Source organism: Amycolatopsis sp. NBC_01286, assembly GCF_035982555.1.
GTDB lineage: Bacteria > Actinomycetota > Actinomycetes > Mycobacteriales > Pseudonocardiaceae > Amycolatopsis.
Genome location: NZ_CP108428.1, coordinates 4287678 through 4307523 on the forward strand (window position 1 = coordinate 4287678; position 19846 = coordinate 4307523).

Annotated in this window: 14 protein-coding genes; 7 read left to right on the forward strand and 7 right to left on the reverse strand. The window is 71.7% G+C overall.

What is annotated here, in order from left to right:
• Nucleotides 1-11: 11 nt before the first annotated feature.
• Nucleotides 12-2438, forward strand: coding sequence for a GcvT family protein (locus tag OG570_RS20775; RefSeq protein WP_326958516.1), 2427 nt, complete (start codon nucleotides 12-14; stop codon nucleotides 2436-2438).
• Between the two features lie 12 nt (nucleotides 2439-2450).
• Here OG570_RS20775 and OG570_RS20780 read toward each other — a convergent pair whose 3' ends face one another.
• Nucleotides 2451-2846, reverse strand: coding sequence for a hypothetical protein (locus tag OG570_RS20780; RefSeq protein WP_247056686.1), 396 nt, complete (start codon nucleotides 2844-2846; stop codon nucleotides 2451-2453).
• Between the two features lie 150 nt (nucleotides 2847-2996).
• Here OG570_RS20780 and OG570_RS20785 point away from each other — a divergent pair, with 150 nt between their 5' ends.
• Nucleotides 2997-4502, forward strand: a complete 1506-nt coding sequence (locus tag OG570_RS20785; RefSeq protein WP_326958519.1) for a S1C family serine protease — start codon at nucleotides 2997-2999, stop codon at nucleotides 4500-4502.
• A 14-nt stretch (nucleotides 4503-4516) separates the two neighbouring features.
• Here the strand turns inward: OG570_RS20785 and OG570_RS20790 are convergent, their stop codons facing one another.
• Entirely contained in the window at nucleotides 4517-4930 is a 414-nt protein-coding gene (locus tag OG570_RS20790; protein ID WP_442788324.1) for a MarR family winged helix-turn-helix transcriptional regulator, read from the reverse strand.
• Nucleotides 4931-5007: 77 nt separating this feature from the next.
• Between OG570_RS20790 and OG570_RS20795 the strand changes: the two genes are divergently transcribed.
• Nucleotides 5008-6465, forward strand: a complete 1458-nt coding sequence (locus OG570_RS20795) for an MFS transporter (RefSeq protein ID WP_326958521.1) — start codon at nucleotides 5008-5010, stop codon at nucleotides 6463-6465.
• Between the two features lie 60 nt (nucleotides 6466-6525).
• Here OG570_RS20795 and OG570_RS20800 read toward each other — a convergent pair whose 3' ends face one another.
• On the reverse strand, nucleotides 6526-6975 hold the full coding sequence (locus OG570_RS20800) for a carboxymuconolactone decarboxylase family protein (protein WP_326958522.1): 450 nt from the start codon (nucleotides 6973-6975) through the stop codon (nucleotides 6526-6528).
• Between the two features lie 47 nt (nucleotides 6976-7022).
• Between OG570_RS20800 and pdxR the strand changes: the two genes are divergently transcribed.
• Entirely contained in the window at nucleotides 7023-8429 is a 1407-nt protein-coding gene (gene pdxR / locus OG570_RS20805) for a MocR-like pyridoxine biosynthesis transcription factor PdxR (protein WP_326958523.1), read from the forward strand.
• A 17-nt stretch (nucleotides 8430-8446) separates the two neighbouring features.
• Here the strand turns inward: pdxR and OG570_RS20810 are convergent, their stop codons facing one another.
• Nucleotides 8447-9247, reverse strand: coding sequence for a hypothetical protein (locus OG570_RS20810; RefSeq protein WP_326958524.1), 801 nt, complete (start codon nucleotides 9245-9247; stop codon nucleotides 8447-8449).
• Between the two features lie 259 nt (nucleotides 9248-9506).
• On the opposite strand from OG570_RS20810, the gene OG570_RS20815 reads away from it, so the two are divergent.
• A complete protein-coding gene (locus OG570_RS20815; RefSeq protein ID WP_247056662.1) occupies nucleotides 9507-11087 on the forward strand; it encodes a substrate-binding and VWA domain-containing protein in 1581 nt (526 codons plus the stop codon).
• A gap of 7 nt (nucleotides 11088-11094) precedes the next feature.
• Entirely contained in the window at nucleotides 11095-12855 is a 1761-nt protein-coding gene (locus tag OG570_RS20820) for a hypothetical protein (protein ID WP_326958527.1), read from the forward strand.
• Nucleotides 12856-12887: 32 nt separating this feature from the next.
• On the opposite strand, the gene OG570_RS20825 is transcribed toward OG570_RS20820, so the two are convergent.
• A complete protein-coding gene (locus OG570_RS20825; RefSeq protein WP_326958530.1) occupies nucleotides 12888-13562 on the reverse strand; it encodes a class I SAM-dependent methyltransferase in 675 nt (224 codons plus the stop codon).
• Between the two features lie 119 nt (nucleotides 13563-13681).
• On the opposite strand from OG570_RS20825, the gene OG570_RS20830 reads away from it, so the two are divergent.
• On the forward strand, nucleotides 13682-17707 hold the full coding sequence (locus tag OG570_RS20830; RefSeq protein ID WP_326958531.1) for an alpha-(1->3)-arabinofuranosyltransferase: 4026 nt from the start codon (nucleotides 13682-13684) through the stop codon (nucleotides 17705-17707).
• Nucleotides 17708-17753: 46 nt separating this feature from the next.
• Here OG570_RS20830 and OG570_RS20835 read toward each other — a convergent pair whose 3' ends face one another.
• Nucleotides 17754-18524, reverse strand: coding sequence for a hypothetical protein (locus OG570_RS20835; protein ID WP_326958533.1), 771 nt, complete (start codon nucleotides 18522-18524; stop codon nucleotides 17754-17756).
• A gap of 117 nt (nucleotides 18525-18641) precedes the next feature.
• Entirely contained in the window at nucleotides 18642-19844 is a 1203-nt protein-coding gene (locus OG570_RS20840) for a lipopolysaccharide biosynthesis protein (protein ID WP_326958535.1), read from the reverse strand.
• Nucleotides 19845-19846 lie beyond the last annotated feature (2 nt).

Sequence of the window (19846 nt, forward strand, 5' to 3'; positions counted from 1 at the left end):
GGAGTTCCGCCATGACCGCACCGAAAGTCGTGATCATCGGCGCCGGCATCGTCGGCGCGAACCTCGCCGACGAGCTGACCGCCCGCAGCTGGGCCGACATCACCGTGCTCGACCAAGGTCCGCTGCCGCGCACCGGCGGGTCGACGTCGCACGCGCCCGGCCTGGTGTTCCAGACCAACGCGTCCAAGACCATGACGGAGTTCGCGAAGTACACCGTCTCGAAGTTCCTGGAGCTGGGTTGCTTCAACCAGGTCGGCGGCATGGAGGTCGCGACCACCCCGGCGCGCTGGGAGGACCTCAAGCGCAAGCACGGCTGGGCGACGTCGTGGGGCGTGTCGGGCTCCCTCATCGATCCCGAGGAGTGTGTCCGCCGCTGGCCGTTGCTGGACGGCTCGCAGGTCTTCGGCGCGCTGTACGTGCCGACCGACGGACTGGCGCTGGCCGCGAAAGCCGTCGGAGTCCTCGCCGAGCGGGCCACCACGCGGGGCGCCCGGTTCATCGGCTCCACGCGCGTGACCGACGTGCTCCAGGAAGGCGGCCGCGTCACCGGCGTTCGGACCGACCAGGGCGACTTCCCGGCGGACGTCGTCGTTTCGTGCGCCGGGTTCTGGGGGCGCGAGATCGGCGCGATGGTCGGCATGGACGTCCCGCTGCTGCCGCTGGCGCACCAGTACGTCAAGACCGGCCGGATCGACGAACTCGTCGGGCGCAACACCGAAGAGGTCGAAGCGAGCATGCCGATCCTGCGCCACCAGGACCAGGACCTGTACTTCCGCGAGCACGTCGACCGCATCGGCATCGGCTCCTACGCGCACCGCCCGATGCCGGTCGAGGAGTCCACATTGGACCCGTCGGTGACCGACAGCGCCATGCCGTCGATGCTGCCCTTCACCGAGGACGACTTCGCGCCGTCGTGGGAGCAGAGCCAATTGCTGCTCCCCGCGCTGCGGCAGGCGAAGGTCGAGGAAGGTTTCAACGGCATCTTCTCCTTCACCCCGGACGGCCAGTCGCTGGTCGGCGAATCGGCCGACGTCCGCGGCTTCTGGCTCGCCGAAGCCGTCTGGGTGACGCACTCCGCGGGCATCGCCAAAGCCGTCGCGGAGCTGCTGGTCAACGGCCGCTCGGAGACCGACCTGCACGAGGTCGACGTCCACCGCTTCGAGGAGGTGCAGCTCGCGCCGTCGTACGTGCACGAGACGGCGCAGCAGAACTTCGTCGAGGTCTACGACATCCTGCACCCGTTGCAGCCCAAGCTGTCCCCGCGCGACCTGCGCGTGACGCCGTTCCACGTGCGGCAGCGCGAGCTGGGCGCGGTGTTCCTGGAAGCGGGCGGCTGGGAGCGGCCGCACTGGTTCGAGGCCAACGCGCCGCTGCTGAAGAAGCTGCCGCACGACGCGCTGCCGCCCGCGCGTGACGGCTGGTCCGCGCAGTTCCACTCGCCGATCGCGGCGGCCGAGGCCTGGCAGACGCGCAACGCCGTGGCGCTGTACGACATGACGCCGTTGAAGCGCGTCGAGATCAGCGGGCCCGGCGCGCTGGCGTTCCTGCAGTCGCTGACGACCAACCAGCTCGACAAGTCCGTGGGCTCGGTCACCTACACGCTGATGCTGGACGAAGCGGGTGGCGTGCGCAGTGACGTCACGGTGGCGCGGCTCGGACCCGAGGAGTTCCAGGCCGGGATCAACGGCAACATCGACGTCGACCACTTCGTCAAGCACAAGCCGGCCGGTGTGCAGGTCCGCGACACCACCGGCGGCACGTGCTGCGTCGGCGTCTGGGGTCCGCTCGCGCGGGACCTCGTGCAGCCGCTGAGCCCGGACGACTTCTCGCACGCCGGGCTGAAGTACTTCCGGGCGCGCAAAGCCCGGATCGCCGGGGTGCCGGTCGTCGCGATGCGGCTGTCCTACGTGGGTGAACTCGGCTGGGAGATCTACACGAGCGCGGACAACGGCCTGCGGCTGTGGGACGCGCTGTGGGCGGCCGGGCAGCCCCTGGGCGTCATCGCCGGCGGGCGGGCCGCCTTCAACAGCCTGCGGCTGGAGAAGGGCTACCGGCTGTGGGGCACCGACATGACCACCGAGCACGACCCGTACGAGGCCGGCGTCGGCTTCGCGGTGCGCCCGGCGAAGGGCGAGTTCCTCGGGCGTGCCGCCCTCGAGAACCGGACGCCGTCACGGCGGCTGCGGTGCCTGACGATCGACGACGGCCGGACTGTCGTGCTGGGCAAGGAACCGGTGTTCGTCGACGGCGTCCCGGCGGGGTACGTCACGAGCGCCGCCTACGGCTACACGATCGGGAAGCCGATCGCGTACGCGTGGCTGCCGGAGTCGGCGGACGTCGGGAGCGGCGTGGAGATCGAGTACTTCGGCCGCCGGGTGCCGGCGACGGTGGCGGCGGAGCCCCTGTTCGACCCGGCGATGGAGCGGATCCGGCGGTGACCCGCGCGGCACTCAGTCGCTGAAGTCGCCGTTCATCGACTGGGTGCCGGCGCCGTCCCCGCCGCCGCTGCTGCTGGTCTGGAGCAGGCCGTCGACCTTCGCCGTCGCGTTCACCGAGCCGTCCGCGTACTGCATGACGACCTGGTACTCGTGCTTGCCGGTGTGCGGCGGGAAGCTGAACGTGCGGCTCCAGGGCAGCTTCACGTTCTTCTCTTCCGTCGGCTTGCCGTCGATCGTGCAGGTCAGGGTGGTGACGACGGCCGAGCCCGAGACGTCGAACACCAGCCGGTGCGGCTCGCCGGCCGCGGCGGAGGTCGCCTGCGGGGCGGGTGACGGTGTCCCGGCGGTCGTGCCGCTGCACCCGGCGAGCAGGAAGGCGGCCGCGAGCAGGACGGCGGTGCGCTTCATACCCGGAAGGGTAACGTCGATCACACGGGACCGGTCCCGGCGTTCGGGTGGGTACATCCACAGCAACTCCATGGAACCGGACAAGGAAATTCTCAGGAACGCGGCGTTTGCTGGAACGGCGAAGGCGTGCCGAGGGCTGGGAGCAAGGGCATGAGCGAGTACGACCAACGGCCACAGGGCGGCGGCGACTACCCCCACGGCCAGGATCCGTATGGCCAGGATCCGTACGGCCATGGCCAGGGTGAGTACTCGCAGGGCTACTACCAGTCCGGTTACTACCAGCCCCAGCAGCAGCCGCGTGACCAGTGGGGCCGCCCGTACCCGCCGCAGCCCTACCCCCAGCAGTCCTATGGCCGTGAGGGGCACCCTCAGGGCTTTTACGGCCATGAGGGTGCCCCTCAGGACTTCTACGGTCGTGAAGGTGCCCCTCACGGCTCTTATGGCCGTGAAGGTGCCCTTCACGGCTTTTACGGCCAGGAAGGCGGCGGCTACGGCTATCCGCCACCGCCACCGGCGTACCAGCCGTCGCCCGCGTACCAGCCGCCGCCGCGCAAGCGGCATCCGCTGCGGACGCTGACCGTCACCGTTGTCGCGGTGGCGCTGGCCGTGGTGGCCGGGCTCGGCATCGGGCACCTGATCTCGGTGAACAGCCCCACCGCCTCCGGCAACCAGGACTTCGGCTTCTCCGGGCAGCCCAGCGCGTCGGCCACGGTGCTCGACGCCGACGCCGTGGCCGCGAAGGTCAACCCGGCGATCGTCAACGTCAACACCGAGCTGGGGCTGCAGGGCGCGGCCGCCGCGGGCACCGGCATCGTGCTGACCCCGGACGGCGAGGTGCTGACGAACAACCACGTCGTCGCCGGCGCGACCAGCATCAAGGTCACCAGCATCGGCACCGGCGACACGTTCACCGCGCACGTCGTGGGCTACGACCGCAGCGAGGACATCGCGGTGATCCAGCTCGAAGACGCGTCCGGGTTGCCGACGGCGGCTATCGGCGACTCCTCGACGGTCAAGGTCGGTGACCAGATCCTCGGCCTCGGCAACGCGGGCGGCCGCGGCGGCGACCCGGTGCCGGCACCGGGCACGGTCACCGCGCTGGACCAGTCGATCACCGCGTCGGACGAGTCCAGCGGGTCGTCCGAGCAGCTCACCGGGCTGATCCAGGTCCAGGCCGACATCGAGTCGGGCGACTCCGGCGGTCCGCTGGTCAACGCGAACGCGCAGGTCATCGGCGTCGACACCGCGGCGTCCACCGGTTACCAGCTCAACGGCCGCCGCAGCGGCGCGGGCGGCCAGGGCTTCGCGATCCCGATCAACCAGGCCGTCGACATCGCGCACCGGATCGTCGCGGGCACCGCGACCGACAAGATCCACATCGGCAAGACGGCGTTCATCGGCGTCTCGGTGTCGGACGGTCAGGGCGGCGGCGCCCAGGTCCGCGACGTCGTCGCGCGCGGCCCGGCCCAGCAGGCGGGCCTCGCGGCGGGCGACGTCATCACGGCCATCGACGGCAAGGCGATCGACTCGGCGACGACGTTGACGAACGTGATGGACACCCACCACCCGGGCGACCAGCTGACGCTGACCGTGTCGGACGCGTCCGGGGCGCAGCAGCAGATTCAAGTGAAGGCGATCGAAGGTCCGGTCGGCTAAGAAGCCTAAGAAACTCAGCCCAGGATTTCGGTCAGCACCGCGCGGTGCGTCCGCTTCGCCGCGAGGTACTTCTCCCGGCCGGCGTCGGTGATCGTCACGAAGATGCCCCGGCGGTCCACGTCGCAGAGCGCGCGTTCGACCAGGCCTTCCTTCTCCAGGCGGGCGACCAGCCGGGACGTCGCGCTCTGACTGAGGTGGATCGCGCCGGTGAGGTCGGCCGAGCGGCACTTGAAGTCGCAGGTGGCCAGCCGTTCGAGGGCTTCGAACTCGTTCGCGCCGATCCCGTGGTTCTCCTGCAGGCGGCACTCGAGCGTGCCGAACACGGCCGAGTAGCGGGCCAGCAGCTCGTGCCACTCCTGCACCAGGCCGTCTTCGACCAGACTCTGCTCGTTCACAGCGTGCTCAGCGACGTCGCTCACGGCGACCAACTTAGCATGCGTGGGCATTTGATGCAAACACATAAGATGCTTAGACATTAGATGCGCGTGCATGTACTGTCGCTGTCATGAGTTCTTCCGCGGACCTGTCCACCACCTCGACCCGGTGGGACGCGCGCCTCTGGGGTGTCCTGCTCACGGTGTCCATCGTCATCGGCCTCGACGCGCTCGACGTGTCGATGGTCGGTGTCGCCCTCCCCGCCATCCAGGCCGACCTGGGCCTGTCCACCGCCGCGCTGCAATGGGTCGTCAGCGGCTACGTGCTGGGTTACGGCGGGCTGCTGCTGCTCGGCGGGCGCACCGCCGACCTGCTCGGCCGCCGCCGCGTCTTCCTCGTCGCGGTCGCGGTGTTCGCACTGGCCTCGCTGCTCGGCGGCCTGGTCGACGACGGCGCGCTGCTCATCGCGAGCCGCTTCATCAAGGGCCTGGCCGCCGCGTTCACGGCGCCGGCCGCACTGTCCATCATCACCACGACGTTCCGGGAAGGCCCCGCCCGCAACAAGGCGATCAGCATCTTCGCCGTTTTCGGCGCCAGCGGGTACTCCGCCGGGCTGGTCTTCTCCGGGCTGCTGACCGAGGTCGGCTGGCGCTGGACGTTCCTGCTGCCCGCGCCGATCGCCGTCTTCGCGTTCGTCGCCGCCTGGAAGCTGATCCCGTCCTACCGTCGCGAAGAGGGCCGGGGGTACGACTTCCCGGGCGCGATCACCGGCGCCGTCGGGTCACTGCTGCTGGTGTTCGGCGTCGTCGAGGCGCCGCAGGTCGGCTGGGCCTCGCCGCGCACGCTGGTCACGTTCGCCGTCGCCGTCGCGCTGCTGGCGGCGTTCGTCCTCATCGAGAAGCGCAGCGCCCACCCGTTGCTGCGCCTGGGCATCCTGAAGTCCGGGCCACTGGCCCGCGCCAACCTCGGCGGCGCGTTGTTCTTCGGCGCGTACATCGGGTTCCAGTTCGTGGTGATGCTCTACCTGCAGCGGGTGCTGGGCTGGTCCGCGCTGCAGACCGCGCTCGGCTTCCTGCCGGCGGCGCTGATCGTCGCGTTCGGCTCGCCGCGCATCGAGCCGCTGATCGACCGCGTCGGCACCCCGCGCACGATCTTCGCGGGCGTCGTCGCGCACGTCATCGGGTACGCGCTGTTCCTGCGGGTCGACGAGCACTCGGGCTACGCGGCCTACGTCCTGCCCAGCATGGTCCTGCTCGGCATCGGCTTCATGCTGGCGTTCTCCTCGCTCAACATCCAGGGCACGAACGGCATCTCCGACGACGAACAGGGCCTGGCCGGCGGCCTGCTCAACACGTCGCTCCAGGTCGGCGGCGCGATCGGGCTCGCGGTGGTGACGGCGGTCCTGACCGCCAACGGCGGCGGTGAGGCGTCGCCCGCCGCCCTGCTCACCGGGCTGACGCCGGCGCTGAGCGTGGTCACCGGCATCGCGGTGCTGGGCCTGCTGGTCGCGATCAGCGGTCTGGTGGCCCGGAAGCGTGTCGTCGAGGAACCGGTCGTCGAAGAAGATCTGCTCGCTCTCGCGGACTGAGAGCCGACAGCGGAAGGACCACCATCGCCGGGGGATGGTGGTCCTTCCGCGTTTCCCGGATCAGGCCCGCTCGTCCGTGCCGGGCACCTTCGCCGTGGTGATGGCGATGCGGTTCCACGTGTTGCTGGCGAAGATCACCGCGAGCAGCTGCGCCAGCTCCTCTTCGCCGAACTGGCCGGCGGCCCGGGCGTAGACGTCGTCGGGGACGCCTGCGGCCGAGATCAGCGTGACGGCGTCGGTCAGCGCCAGCGCCGCCCGCTCCTGCTCGCTGAAGAAGTTGGCGGCCTCCTGCCAGACGGTGATCAGGCCGAGCCGCTCCTCGCTTTCGCCCGCCTTCCGGGCGTCGGAGGTGTGGATGTGCAGGCAGTAGGCGCAGCGGTTGAGCTGCGCGGTCCGGATCTGGACCAGCTCGACCAGCGCGGGGTCGAGCCCGGCGCGGGCGGCGGCGTCGAAGCCGATCAGGGCCTTGAAGGCCTTCGGGGCGGACTTGGCGAAGTTGGTGCGCGTCATGACCAGAAATCTAGGGCCGGAATGACCGCCGTGTAGGGTGCATTTCCGTGCTGGAATCATGGGTCAATCTGGCCGAGCGGCTGGGCGCCGACCTGCACCTGGAGCTGTCCGGCACCGGCGGCAAGCGGGCCGCGCTCATCACCGCGCTGCGTGACGCCGTCCGCACCGGGCGGCTCGCCCCGGGCACCCGGCTGCCGCCGTACCGCTCGCTGGCCGCCGACCTGGGCATCGCCCGCAACACCGTCGCCGACGCCTACGCCGAGCTGGTCGCCGAAGGCCGGCTCACCGCCGTCCAGGGCTCCGGGACGCGGGTCGCCGACCGCGCGGAACTCCTCGCGCCGGTGCGGACGCCGAAGAAGGCGCCGGGCACCCCGGCACCGCGGTACAACCTCCGTCAAGGGCAGCCGGACGCGGCGTCGTTCCCGCGTGCCGAGTGGCTCGCCGCCGCGCGCCGCGCGCTGGCCGTGGCCCCGCACGACGCGTTCGGCCCCGGCGACCCGCGCGGCCGCCCGGAGCTGCGGGAGGCGCTGGCCGGGTACCTCGCGCGCGCTCGCGGGGTGCGCACCTCGCCGGACCGGATCGTCGTCTGCTCCGGGTTCGCGCACGCGCTGCGCCTGCTGTTCCCCGCGGTGCTGCCCGGCCCGCTCGCCGTGGAGTCCTACGGCCTGGCGTTCCACCGCTCGATCTTCACCGCGGCTTCGGTGGCGACGATTCCCTTGTCCCTCGACGAAAACGGCGCCCGCGTCGACGAGCTGACCGCGGCCGTCCGCACGGTCCTGCTCACCCCGGCGCACCAGTTCCCGACGGGCGGCCCGCTGCACCACGACCGCCGCACCGCCGTCGTCGACCACGCCCGCGCGACCGGCGGGCTGGTGATCGAGGACGACTACGACGGCGAGTTCCGCTACGACCGCAAGCCGATCGGCGCGGTGCAGGGCCTCGACCCGGAACGCGTGATCTACGCCGGCTCGGTGAGCAAGAGCCTGTCACCCGCGCTGCGGCTCGGGTGGCTGGTGCTGCCGGAGCACCTCGTCGACGCCGTCCTGGCGGTGAAGGGTGAGCGCGAGGCCTGGGCGGGTGTGCTGGATCAGCTCACCCTGGCCGAATTCGTCGAATCCGGCGCGTACGACAGGCACATCCGGCGGATGCGGCAGCGGTACCGCCGCCGGCGCGACCTGCTGGCCGGCGCCCTCGCCGCGCAGGCGCCGCACGTCGCGCCCGCCGGCGTCGCCGCCGGTCTGCACGCCGTGCTGCGCCTGCCGGCGGGTACCGAGGCGTCGGTGCTGAAAGCCGCGACGTGGCAGGGGATCGCGCTCGACGGCCTGGCCGCGTTCCGGCACCCGGCCGCCATGATGTCCACAGTGGACGGACTGGTCGTCGGGTACGCGACCCCGCCCGAACACGTCTACGCCGCGGCCGTCGACGCGTTGTGCCGCGCCCTGCCGCCCGCGTGAGCCGTTGTCCGACTGCGTCAGCCGACGATGTCGATCTCGAACGGGTCAGCGGAGCTGTAGTTGATGTCGGCCCACACCGCGCCCGGCAGCTCGTACCGCCGGTGCGACGTCAGCTTCGAGTTGTAGCCACCGACCTGCGCCGGGTTGTGCCCGACACCGTTGTGGTCGTTGCCCCACGCGAAGATGTCGCCGACCCACATCGGCTTCGAGAAGCCGTCACCGCCCAGCCGCGGGCGGACGACCACGGCCGAGCCCGGGCTGCCGGAAAGGAAGACCCGCACCGTGTTCTGCTCGGCGTTCGGCGGGGTGACGGTGATGCGTTCCATGATCTCCACTCCAGTCGAGGCGGATCCGTTGCCGTCCACTCCGGGCCAGAAGTCGACGACGGACGAGACGTCGTAACCCGGGGCGACGTCGCCGCGGTACTGCTTGGCGACGGCGCCGTCCGGGATGGTGGGATCGCCGTTGTAGTGGGCGATCCAGTAGTGCGGTTCGGCGACGCCGGCGGACGAGAACGCCGAGCGCACCGACGACCAGGTCGAGAGGTTGCAGTAGATCGTCGGGTCCGCGCCCGCCGCGCGGCGCATCCGGGCCCAGCCCGGCGCCTCGGCCGGGGTGGCGTCACCGGGTTCGACGTCGAGGACGTGCCCGTCGTTCGTGCTCGCCTTCTTGACGATCGTGACCTTGACCGCGTTGGGGAAGCGGGCCCAGTCGGCGGCCGACCAGGGTTCCAGCTTGATCTTGTCGATGTAGCCGGCTACGAGTTGCCCGCCGGCCGGGATGTTCGCGGCCGTGACCGCGTCGTACATCGTGCGCACGGGATTGCGTCTCCGTTCGGTGTATCGCCGGTTCCGGGGACGGCGAAGTCGTCTCCGCGATCCGCCATCGTGCTGTTACCCATGTGGGACGGGCGTCAAGCGCAAATGTTACGCAGTTCCTTTCTGTCACCGAGACGGCCGCGGCAAACGATTCCTTCACCACGGGATCACGCGGCGACGGTGACTTTCCGCTATCGGCACTGGCTTCGCGGTCACCCGGCTGGCAAGCTGCAAGCTCTTCACTAGGGAAGGTACGTGCATGGCCGCACACCCGGCGCGATCCCGGCGTCTCGACGCGCGGGTCGTCGTCCTGAGCGTGCTGCTCGTCGTGGCCCTGCTTGCCTGGTTCGGCGTGGACTACGTGAAGAACCGCCTGGCGAGCGGGGGTTGTGACACCACGACCCCGGTCCGCATCACCGCCGCGCCGGACGTCGCGCCGGTGCTCTCGGCGCTCGCGCGGTCGGTGCCGGAAGCGGACTGTTACACCGTGGACGTCACGGCGAGCGCGTCGACGGCCACCGCGACGGCCCTCGAAGCCAACGGCGCGAACGGGCCCGACGTCTGGGTGCCGGAGTCGAGCACCTGGCTGCTGCAGGCGCGCGACGGCGGCGCGTGGAACCTGCCGGAGACCGGGCAGTCGGTGGCGAGCTCGCCCGTTGTCCTCGCGCTGACCGACGAAGTCGCGAAACAGGCGGGCTGGCCGGCGAAGTCACCGTCCTGGTCGGACGTCGTCGCCGGCAGCCCGGTCGGGCTGCCCGACCCGGGCCGCGACCCGGCCGGGATCGCCGCGCTGATCGGCCTGCAGCAGCTGACGAAGAACGCGCCCGACCCGGCCGCCGCGTTCACCGAGGAGATCCGCCGGCTGTCGGCGGTGAAGGAGCCGTACACCGCTTCACCCGCGTCGGAACAGTCCGTGCTGGCGCGCAAGCTCGTCGCCGCGTACCCGGCCGTCGGGGTGCCCAGCTTCGACTACCCGTACGTCGTGCTGCCGCGCGCGTCGGAGGCGTCACGGACGGCGTCCGAACGGTTCCTGCGGCTGTTGCTCGACCAAGCGGCCACGAAGGCGTTCGCCGACGCCGGTTTCCGGACGCCGACGGGCCAGTTCCTGGGCGACCGCGCGCCCGACACCCGCACGAGCGCGGCGCCGCGGCCGGTCGGCCCGCCCACGCCCGAGGCGATGTACGGCGTGCTGCAGGCCTGGGCCGGGGCCAACCTGAGCGCCCGCGTCCAGGTGCTGCTCGACGTCTCCGGCTCGATGGCCGCCACCGTCCCGGGCACCGGCCGCAGCCGGATGGCGCTGACGCTGGAGGCCGCGACGCAGGGTCTCGGGTTGTTCAAGCCGACGACCGAACTCGGGTTGTGGCTGTTCTCCACCAAGCTCGACGGCGACCGCGACTACAAGGAACTCCTGCCCATGCGGTCCATCGCGGACCAGCTCGCCCAGGGCGGGCTGACGACGTTGCAGGCGGTGAAGCCGAAACCCGGCGGCGCCACCGGGCTGTACGACTCCATCCTCGCCGCGTACCAGAACGCCCGGCAGAGCTGGAAACTCGGCCGGATCAACGTCGTCGTCGTGCTCACCGACGGCCGCAACGAGGACAGCGACTCGATCGGGCTGCCCGGCCTGCTCGCCGAGCTCGGCAAGCTGCAGGACCCGCGCAAACCGCTGCCGGTGATCGGGATCGGCATCGGCCCGGACATCGACGCCGGCGAGCTGCGCCAGGTTTCGGCCGCGACCGGCGGCGAATCCTTCACCACGCCCGACCCGCGCAAGATCTCCGACGTCTTCTACCAGGCGCTGAGCAAGCTCATGTGCCAACCACCGGCGTGCAAGAAGTGAGGACTCCGTGCTGGACGAGCTGACCGAAGAGCCGCGGGTGCGCCCGAAGGTCTCCGCGGTGGTGGTCGCCGCGTTCGTCGCGGGCCTGGTCCCGTTCGTGCTGCACACCTGGGCGGCACTGCACGGGAATCTCGCCCAGGACGACTTCGTCGTGACGTACCGAGCGGCCGCCGCCGGGCCGTTCGACCTCGGGTTCCTGTTCCAGGACTACCACGGGCACCTGACGCCGGGCGGGTTCTTCCTCGCCGCCGTCCTGACCGCGTGGGCGCCGCTGAACTTCCCGCTGCTGGTGCTGCCGCTGCTGCTCATGCGCGCGCTCGCGACGGTGCTGTTCTGGTGCCTGCTGGTCCGGTGTTTCGGCCGCCGGTGGGCGATCCTGGTGCCGTTCACCGTGTTCACGGCGTCGACGCTGCTGCTCGTCCCGACGCTGTGGTGGGCCTACGGCGTCCAGATCGTGCCGGTCGTGCTCGCGACCGCCGGCGCGCTGTACTCCCACGTCCGGTACTTCCAGGACGGCGGCCGCTGGTGGATGGGCACCTTCGCGTGGACGCTGTTCGGCCTGGCGTTCTACGAAAAGGCCGCGGTGATCCCGGTGCTGCTGGCCGGCGTGACCGTCCTGCTCGGACAGTCCTTCCGGGACCGGTGGCGCTACTGGGCCGGGCACGTCGCGCTGCTCGCGGCGTTCGTGGTGGCCTACCTCGCGCTGACGTCGAGCCAGGTGACCCCGGGCGGCACGCCGATGTCCGCCGGCACCGTCGCCGACCTGACCGGCCGGATGCTCGGCGACACCCTGCTCCCCGGCCTCGCGGGCGGCCCGTGGTCCGGCCCCGGGCCGGGCGCGACCTGGGCGCCGTCGCCGTTCGTGGTCGTCGTCGTGGTGTTCCTGGCGGCGCTGGGCGTGCTGATCGCCGGGGTGCGCGCGGGTGGCCGCCGCGCGTGGCGGGCGTGGGCGCTGCTCGGGGTCCTGCTCGCCGTGGACGTCGCACTGCTGGCGCTGACGCGGCTGCGCGAGGTCGGCCCGGCGGCCGGTGACGATCCACGCTACCTCGCCGAGCTGGCGCTCGTCGCCGCCCTTTGTGGAGCGTTCGCTTTCCTGACCCCCGGCGAAGTTGCGCCGTCCGGCGGAAAGCGGGACCGGCCGATCGCCCTAGGCGTCTGCGTGCTTCTGCTCGCGAGCTCCACGGTCGGATTCCTGCAGCTGTCGCCCGGGATGCGGTTCGAGCACGCCGGCCAGTACGTCGCCAACGTCCGGGCCGCGATAGCCGAGGACCCGGATCTCGTCTTCTACGACAACTTCGTCCCGTCCGACGTGGTGTTCGAATGGTTCGGCGCGGACTCCTTCGCCTCGCGCGTGGTCGGCCTGCTGCCCGGCGCGCACTTCGACCAGCCGACCAGCCGGATGCACCTGCTCGACGCGGACGGCAAGCCGCACCGGATCACCGGCGTCGAACCGGTTTCCCGCGGTGTCCCCGGCCCGGTGCCGAACTGCGGCAACACCATCGGCGAGACGCTCGTGCGGATCCCGCTCGACACCCCGGTGCTCGGCCGGTACCTGCTCAAGCTCGACTACTACACCTCGGACGGCGGCGAAGGCCTCGTCGACCTCGAAGGCAAGCGCACGCCGGTCTGGTTCCAGGACGGGCTGCACTCGATGTTCGTGCCGGTGGACGGCCTGTTCGACCACCTCGGCGTGCAGCTGTCGAGCCCGGGTGCGCCGGTGTGCCTCGCCAAGGTGGAGGTCGGCAAGCCCGTCGTGAGTGGTAATTAGGGTTCTAACCCGCATTACCACTCACGACGGGGTCAGTAGGGGTCGTACGGGCTGTCGTGTCCGGCCAGCCGCGCCACCGGCCGCAGCCGCAGGCGCAGCAGGACCTTGATCCCGACGTTGCGGACGAACCACGGCAGCTGGGCCAGCACGCGCAGCCGGTCCGCCGGGGATGGCGGCGCGAGGCGGAACCGCGCCAGCGACGTCGCCCGGTCCAGATAGGTGTACCGGCGTCCGAAGAGGACTTTCGCGATCGTGCCGAGCGTGACGCCGATGGAGGAAAAGCAGTCGTGGACCAGGATTTCCGCACCCGGCGGCAGGTGGTCGGACCAGCGCAGGTCGTCGGTGTAGGTCCAGTAGTCGTGCTTGCCGTCGACGTAAAGCAGCTGTATGGGCCGGTCCCAGTCAGGGCGCAGTGCCGTGCTGTAACCGGCGACGAGCTCGACGACGTCGTCCAGCCCGGCCGCGCGGATGTTGCGCTCGAACAGTTGCCGTGTCGGCGATCCGCCGAACAGCCGGCCGTCGACGAACGGGTCGACCGCGATCACGGTGGCCCCGGCCGTGCGCGCCGCCGCGCCCAGCACGATCGTCGAGCGGCCCTGGTGGCTGCCGATCTCGAGGATCACGTCGCCCTTCTCCAGGCGGCGCGCGGCGTCCCAGAGCGCTTCGCCCTGCGCGCGCGTCAGCCAGCCCTTGACCGGCTCGGCCATGGCCCAGGCGTCGTCGAACGCCGTGTCTTCGGAAGGGATGACGCACCTGCCCAGGAAAGTCGGGGGACCGCGGAAATCGTCGGCACATGGTAGCCAGGTTTCGGCCTAGTATCTACCGGATGGTAACCGCCACCCGCGAACGAACCCGGGACGACGCCGATCCGGTGCGCCGCGCCCGGAAGTTCTCGCCGGGGGCGTTCCTCCGCCGGCCGAGCACGTGGATCGTGCTGGCGCTGACCACGTTGTCGTTCCTGCAGATGCCGGGGAAGACGACGTTCGACACCAAGCTCGACCTGGCCGTCGACCCGCTCGCGTTCCTCGGCCGCGCGCTGCACCTGTGGAACCCGGACGCCACCGCCGGCGAGCTGCAGAACCAGGCGTACGGCTACCTGTTCCCGATGGGCCCGTTCTTCGCGCTGGGCCAGGCGGCCGGCGTCCCGGCGTGGATCACGCAACGCCTGTGGGGCGCGCTGCTGCTGTCGGCCGCGTTCGGCGGGGCGCTGCTGCTGGCGCGCGCGATGAAGCTCGGCACCGAGCGCACCCGGCTGATCGGCGCGCTCGGGTACGCGCTCGCGCCGCGCATGCTGACCGAAATCGGCGGTCTGTCCGCGGAGATGCTGCCCGCGGTGCTGCTGCCGTGGGTCCTGGTGCCGCTGGTGCGGGCCGGGGTGACGGGCTCGCCGCGGCGCGCGGCCGGGCTGTCCGCGATCGCCGTGCTGTGCATGGGCGGCGTCAACGGCGCGATGGTCGTGATGGCGCTCGTCCTGCCCGGGTTGTGGCTGGTGACGCGCGAGTGGACGCGGGAGCACGTCCGGCTGGTGGCCTGGTGGGTCGTGTTCGTCGTCGGCGCGACGTTGTGGTGGATCCTCCCGTTGCTCCTGCTCGGCGAGTACAGCCTGCCGTTCCTCGACTACATCGAGTCCGCGACGAACACGACCGCGCCGATGTCGTTGTTCGAGGTGCTGCGCGGGACGAACCAGTGGGTCGCCTACGTCGTGCAGGGCACGCCGTGGTGGCCGGGTGGCTGGTCGCTGATCGACAACCCGGTGCTGATGCTCGCCACCGGGCTCGTCGCCGGCGTCGGCCTGTTCGGGCTGACGCGGCGGGGGCTGCCGGAGCGGCGGTTCCTGGTGCTGGGCGTCGTCACCGGCCTGACGCTGCTGACGATCGGGTACGTCGGCACGCTCGACAGCCCGCTCGCGGAGCAGGTCCGGCACCTGCTCGACGGGCCGCTGGCGCCGCTGCGCAACGTCCACAAGTTCGAGCCGGTGCTGCGGCTGCCGCTGATGCTCGCGTTCGTGCACGGCATTTCCAGCCCGGTGCACGTGAAGTCCGCGCGCCGGTTCCTGCGGCCCGCCGTGGGGCTGCTGCTGGTGCTGGTGATGGCCGCGCCCGCGTGGCTGCTGAACCTGCGCTCCGGGCCGGGCTGGGACGAGGTGCCGGGCTACTGGTACGACGCGACGAGCTGGGTCGCGAAGGCCGACCCGAACGCGCGGACGCTGCTGCTGCCGGCGACCGGCTTCGGCGAGTACGACTGGGGCCGCACGGTCGACGAACCCGCGCAGGCGATCGCGAAGAGCCCGTGGGCGGTGCGCAACCAGGTGCCGCTGGGGTCCGAAGGAAACACGCGGCTGATGGACTCCGTCGACGCCGCGCTCGCCGACGGCCGCGGCGATCCCGGGCTGGCCGCGCTGCTCGCGCGGTCCGGCTACCGGTTCCTCCTGCTGCGCAACGACATCGACCGGGTCCGGACCGACGCTCCGTCGATCGCCACCCTGCGCTCGGGGCTGGCGGGTTCGCCGGGCATCGGCAAGGCCGCGACGTTCGGGCCGCTCGAGGTCTACGAGGTGCGGCGGCCGGTGCCGCTCGCCACCGTGACGTCCACAAAGGATGTTCCGACGGTGAGCGGCGGCCCGGAGAACCTGCTCCCGCTGCTCGACTCCGGTCAGCTCGACCCGGCGACGCCGACCGTGCTGACCGGCGACGGCGGCTCGCCCAGCGGGCCGCGGCTGGTGACCGACGGGCTGCGGCGCGCCGAACGGAACGTCGGCGGCGTGCGCGACAACCTCAGCCAGACGCTCACCGCGGGCGAGGCGTTCCGGCAGGAGCGCGCGGCCGGCGACCTGCTGCCGTTCCCCGGTCAGGAGCACCAGACCGTGGCCGCCTACCGCGGCATCCGCTCGGTGACGGCGTCGACGGCGGCGTCGTTCGCCGACGCCTTCGGCGGGTCCGACCCGAGCCACCAGCCGTTCGCCGCGATCGACGGCGACCCGCGCACGGCGTGGCAGTCGTCGTCGTTCACCGGCCCGGTCGGCCAGTGGCTGGAGGTGGAGCTGGACACCCCGCGCCTGGTCACGGCCGTCGACCTGCAGATGGTCGACGACCTGCGCGTCGGCTGGCCGGCGACCCGCGTCCGGATCACCACCGACAACGGCTCGGTCGACCAGCAGGTCATCCGCGGCGCCGGGGCGCACAGCTACCCGGTCGCGGCGGGCGTCACCACGAAGGTGCGGATCACGTTGCTGTCGCTGGTGGTCGGGCGGCAGGACGGGAACGTCGGCATCGCGGAGCTGGACATCCCCGGCACCGAGCCGCAACGCGCGCTCGAGGTGCCCGCGGACCTGCCCGCCGGCGCGGCGCCCGGGTTCGCCTTCACGCGCGGCGCGCAGCCGCGGTACGCGTGCCTCCCGACCGGCGGCGCCGTTCGGTGCGACGCGACGGCCGCCCGCGACGGCGAGGAACCCGACGGCATCCGGCGGTTGTTCGGCACCTCGGCGGACGCGACGTTCCTCGTCGGCGGCTCGGTGCTGCCCGCGGGCGGCGGCAAGAACCCGGTGTCGCTGCCCGGGGTGACGGTCGCGTCGACGTCGCAGCTCGGCGGCGACCCGGCGGCGAGCGGGTTCGCCGCGGTCGACGGCGATCCGGGCACGACGTGGCGCCCCGACGTCACCGACCTGCGGCCGACGTTGACCCTGGGCTGGACCGCGCCGAAGCGGATTTCGGGGCTGCACATCGGGGTTTCGCCGTCGAGCGGGGCGAAGGCGCCGCGGCAGGTGGAGCTGGTCGGCCGGACGGGCAACCGCACGGTGCCGCTGGACGAGAGCGGGTCCGGCACGTTCGAGCCGCTCGACACCGACCAGCTGCAGATCATCGTCCCCGGTGACGACGACGATCCGGCGGCCCGCGCGGTGGTCGGCGTCGGCAGCCTGGAGCTGTCCGGCACGGACGGCCTGCTGCCGGGCCCGGACCCGGCGTTCACGGTGCCGTGCGGCGCGGGCCCGAACATCCACCTGGACGGCCTCGACTACCGGACGTCGGTGACGGGCACGCTGTCGGACATCATCGACCACCGCCCGCTGCCGCTGACGATGTGCCGCGACTCGGAGGGCGGCATCGAACTGCCGTCCGGCGGCCACGAGCTGCGCACGGACCGGTCGGAGTCGTTCGTGGTCCAGGACCTGTGGCTGCGTCCCGCCGTGGCCGCTGCGGCGCCGGCTTCGCACCGGGCGGTGCAGATCGGCACGTGGGACGCGACGTCGCGCTCGGTGACGGTCGCCCCGGGCGACGAGTCGGTGCTGGCCGTCCCGGAGAACGCGAACGCGGGCTGGGTGGCCACAATGGACGGCAAGCCGCTGACGCGCACCCGCGTGGACGGCTGGCAGCAGGCCTGGATCGTCCCGGCGGGTGCCGGGGGCGTGGTCTCGCTTGCGTTCACCCCGGATTCCACTTACCGCACGGGCTTGTTGATCGGGGCTTTGGCGGTGCTGCTGGTGCTGGTGGGCGTCGCCTGGCCGGCCCGCCGCCGCCGTTTCCCGGTGGTGGCGGGGGGCGCGGTCGTGGTGCCGGTGCTGCTGATCGGCCTGCTGGTCGCGCTGGGCGGGATGCTGCCGGTGGTGCTGTTGATCGCCTGCTTGCTGGCACGCCAGTTCTCGGAACGGGCACCGAGGTTCCTGGCGTTCGGCGGCATGGCGGTGGCCGCGGCGGTCTCGGTGACGGGCCGGGTACTGGGCCACGGCCAGGACTGGGCGTACGGCCCGGTCACCCAAGCGGCACTGTTGCTGGCGGCCGCGGCCACGGTAGCGACGTGCATCGACTGGTTCGCCCGCAAGGAGAACCCCACCGAGCCGACCGCCGGAGGGGCTTGACGATGGAGGATCTGGGACGTCAGGTGGCCAGAATCCTCCATCGAACTCACCCGGTGTGCACGTCCGGGCGGGGTCGGCCGCGGGCGATCCCGTAGGCCGCTCGCAACTCGGCGAGGACCTTCTGCGGTTCACTGCGGAGCCGGGCAGGCAGGGTCTGGAGCACTACCACGCCCGCTCTCAGGTAACGCGTGTTCCGCGCGAGCGTCCCGGCGTGCTCGCCCGGCCCGGAGTGGTGTCTGCGCGAGTCGATCTCCCAGGCGAGACCGACTTCGTCCCACCAGGCATCCGGGGTGGCGATGTAGCGACCGTCCGCGGTGAACAGCTTGATGTTCCACCGGCACTCAGGCAGTTTCGAGCGGCCGAGCAATCGCCACGCGTCCACCTCGGCCACTGAGCGTGCGCCGCCGAGCAAAGGCGCCAGCGCACGGGCGGGCAACACTCTCCCCGCGCGCTTGCCGTCCGCGAGTTCACGCGCAAGGGCTTCCGGCGTGCAGCGGCGACGCTGGATAGCTTCGGCCATCATCGCGACCACGGCATCGTGGTTTCGCATGCGCCGCGCGGCGTCGATCACCGCCCGGTGCGTCGGTACCGTCGGGACCTCTCGAAGCACTCGGGCAGGAGGCAGCCGTGTGGTTCGTTCGACGTGGACGAACGCCATGCTGCCGACGCGGCGGTCCGCGGGCACCAGCACGTGGACATCCGTCGGTTCGGGAGCGCTGCGGAGCCCGTGCCGGAGCATCGCGTGGATCCCGGTCAGCAGCGCGCCTTCACGGCCGTGCAGCAGCGCGGCGCGGATCCGATGTTCGTCGGTCGCCACCCGCGGACCGCCAGGGGATAGAAGCGGCTGCCGGGTCCAGTCTCCTCTTCGCACCCCTCCAGGATGAAACGATCTTCGCCGGAACGAAAGCGAAACGCACGAACGGTCCGTTCGTGCTCAGCCCGCGCGGCGAGCCCGGATCTCCACCAGCGCCCCCGCCACCGCCAGCCCGCCCGCGCAGCACGCCGCGACCGTCACCACCTGTGTCGCCGATCCGTGCAGCCAGGCCGGGATCAGCACCGCCTCCACCGCGACCGCCGCCCACATCAGGACCGTCACCCGGCGGTCACCGTCAGCCAGCCGCGCGTACAACAGGATCTGCACCAGCGCCAGCATCGACCCCGCCAGTGCGAACGGCCACAGCGGCATCGTGCTGCCGGCGTACCGGGCTCCGCCGATCAAGGGCAGCAACCGGGACCCGAACAGGAGCATCACCAGCACCACCACCGCGTCCAAAGCCGCGCACACGCCCAGCGCCACCGGCAACGCACGGCGGCGGGCGGCACCGTGAGCGAACCGGGGGAGCACCAAGACGCCCACCGCCTGTGGCAGCCAGTACGCGATCTTCGTGACGATCGCGCCCAGCGCGTACTCGCCCGCCTCCGCGGCGGGGAGCGTGTGGCGGGCCAGGACCAAGTCCAGGTTCACCAGCAGCACCAGCGCCAGCATCGCCTGGGCCGTGTGCAGGACGTCGCCGCCGTGGCGGTCGGCCCAGCGGGGGCGCGGGCGGCCGCAGATCTGCCAGCTCGCCGTGACCACCGCCAGGGACCCGATCGCCGTCCCGGCCAGCGCGCCCGTCGTCGAACCCGAGACGAGCAGGCCTGCCAGTGAGCCGCCGACCTTGCCGACGCCTTCGAGCGCGATGAGCCCGGCCAGCGTCGCGAAGCGGTGGCTGCCCTGCAGGAAGCCGTGGAACAGCCCCAGCAGCGTCAACGGCCCGAGTGACGCCGTCACCAGCAGCGCGGGTGCCAGCGAGCCCAGGTGCAGCAGGAGCACCAGCAACGGGCTGAGCGTCAGCGCCGCCGCCGCGACGATCCCGCTCGTCACCAGGCCCAGCGCGAACAGCGACCCCGTGTGCTGCGGCGAGCGCGCGACGCGCAGCGCCACCACCGTCTGCAGCCCCATCGCCGGGACGACGCCGATCACCAGCACCGCCAGCAGCGAGCTCAGCTCCCCGAACGCGCCCGGCGCGAGGATCCGCGCCGCCGCGAGGCTCAGGACGTAGCTGCCCGCGTTGTTGCCCGCGAGCGCCAGCGAGACGAGGATCGCCGCGACCCGGCTGCCGGTCCGCGCCGGTTCGGCTTCGGTGTCTACGCTCAACG

Coding starts and splice junctions, on each gene's coding strand:
- OG570_RS20775 (WP_326958516.1), top strand. CDS start 12: ATGACCGCACCGAAAGTCGTGATCATCGGCGCCGGCATCGTCGGCGCG.
- OG570_RS20780 (WP_247056686.1), bottom strand. CDS start 2,846: ATGAAGCGCACCGCCGTCCTGCTCGCGGCCGCCTTCCTGCTCGCCGGG.
- OG570_RS20785 (WP_326958519.1), top strand. CDS start 2,997: ATGAGCGAGTACGACCAACGGCCACAGGGCGGCGGCGACTACCCCCAC.
- OG570_RS20795 (WP_326958521.1), top strand. CDS start 5,008: ATGAGTTCTTCCGCGGACCTGTCCACCACCTCGACCCGGTGGGACGCG.
- OG570_RS20800 (WP_326958522.1), bottom strand. CDS start 6,975: ATGACGCGCACCAACTTCGCCAAGTCCGCCCCGAAGGCCTTCAAGGCC.
- OG570_RS20815 (WP_247056662.1), top strand. CDS start 9,507: ATGGCCGCACACCCGGCGCGATCCCGGCGTCTCGACGCGCGGGTCGTC.
- OG570_RS20825 (WP_326958530.1), bottom strand. CDS start 13,562: ATGGCCGAGCCGGTCAAGGGCTGGCTGACGCGCGCGCAGGGCGAAGCG.
- OG570_RS20830 (WP_326958531.1), top strand. CDS start 13,682: ATGGTAACCGCCACCCGCGAACGAACCCGGGACGACGCCGATCCGGTG.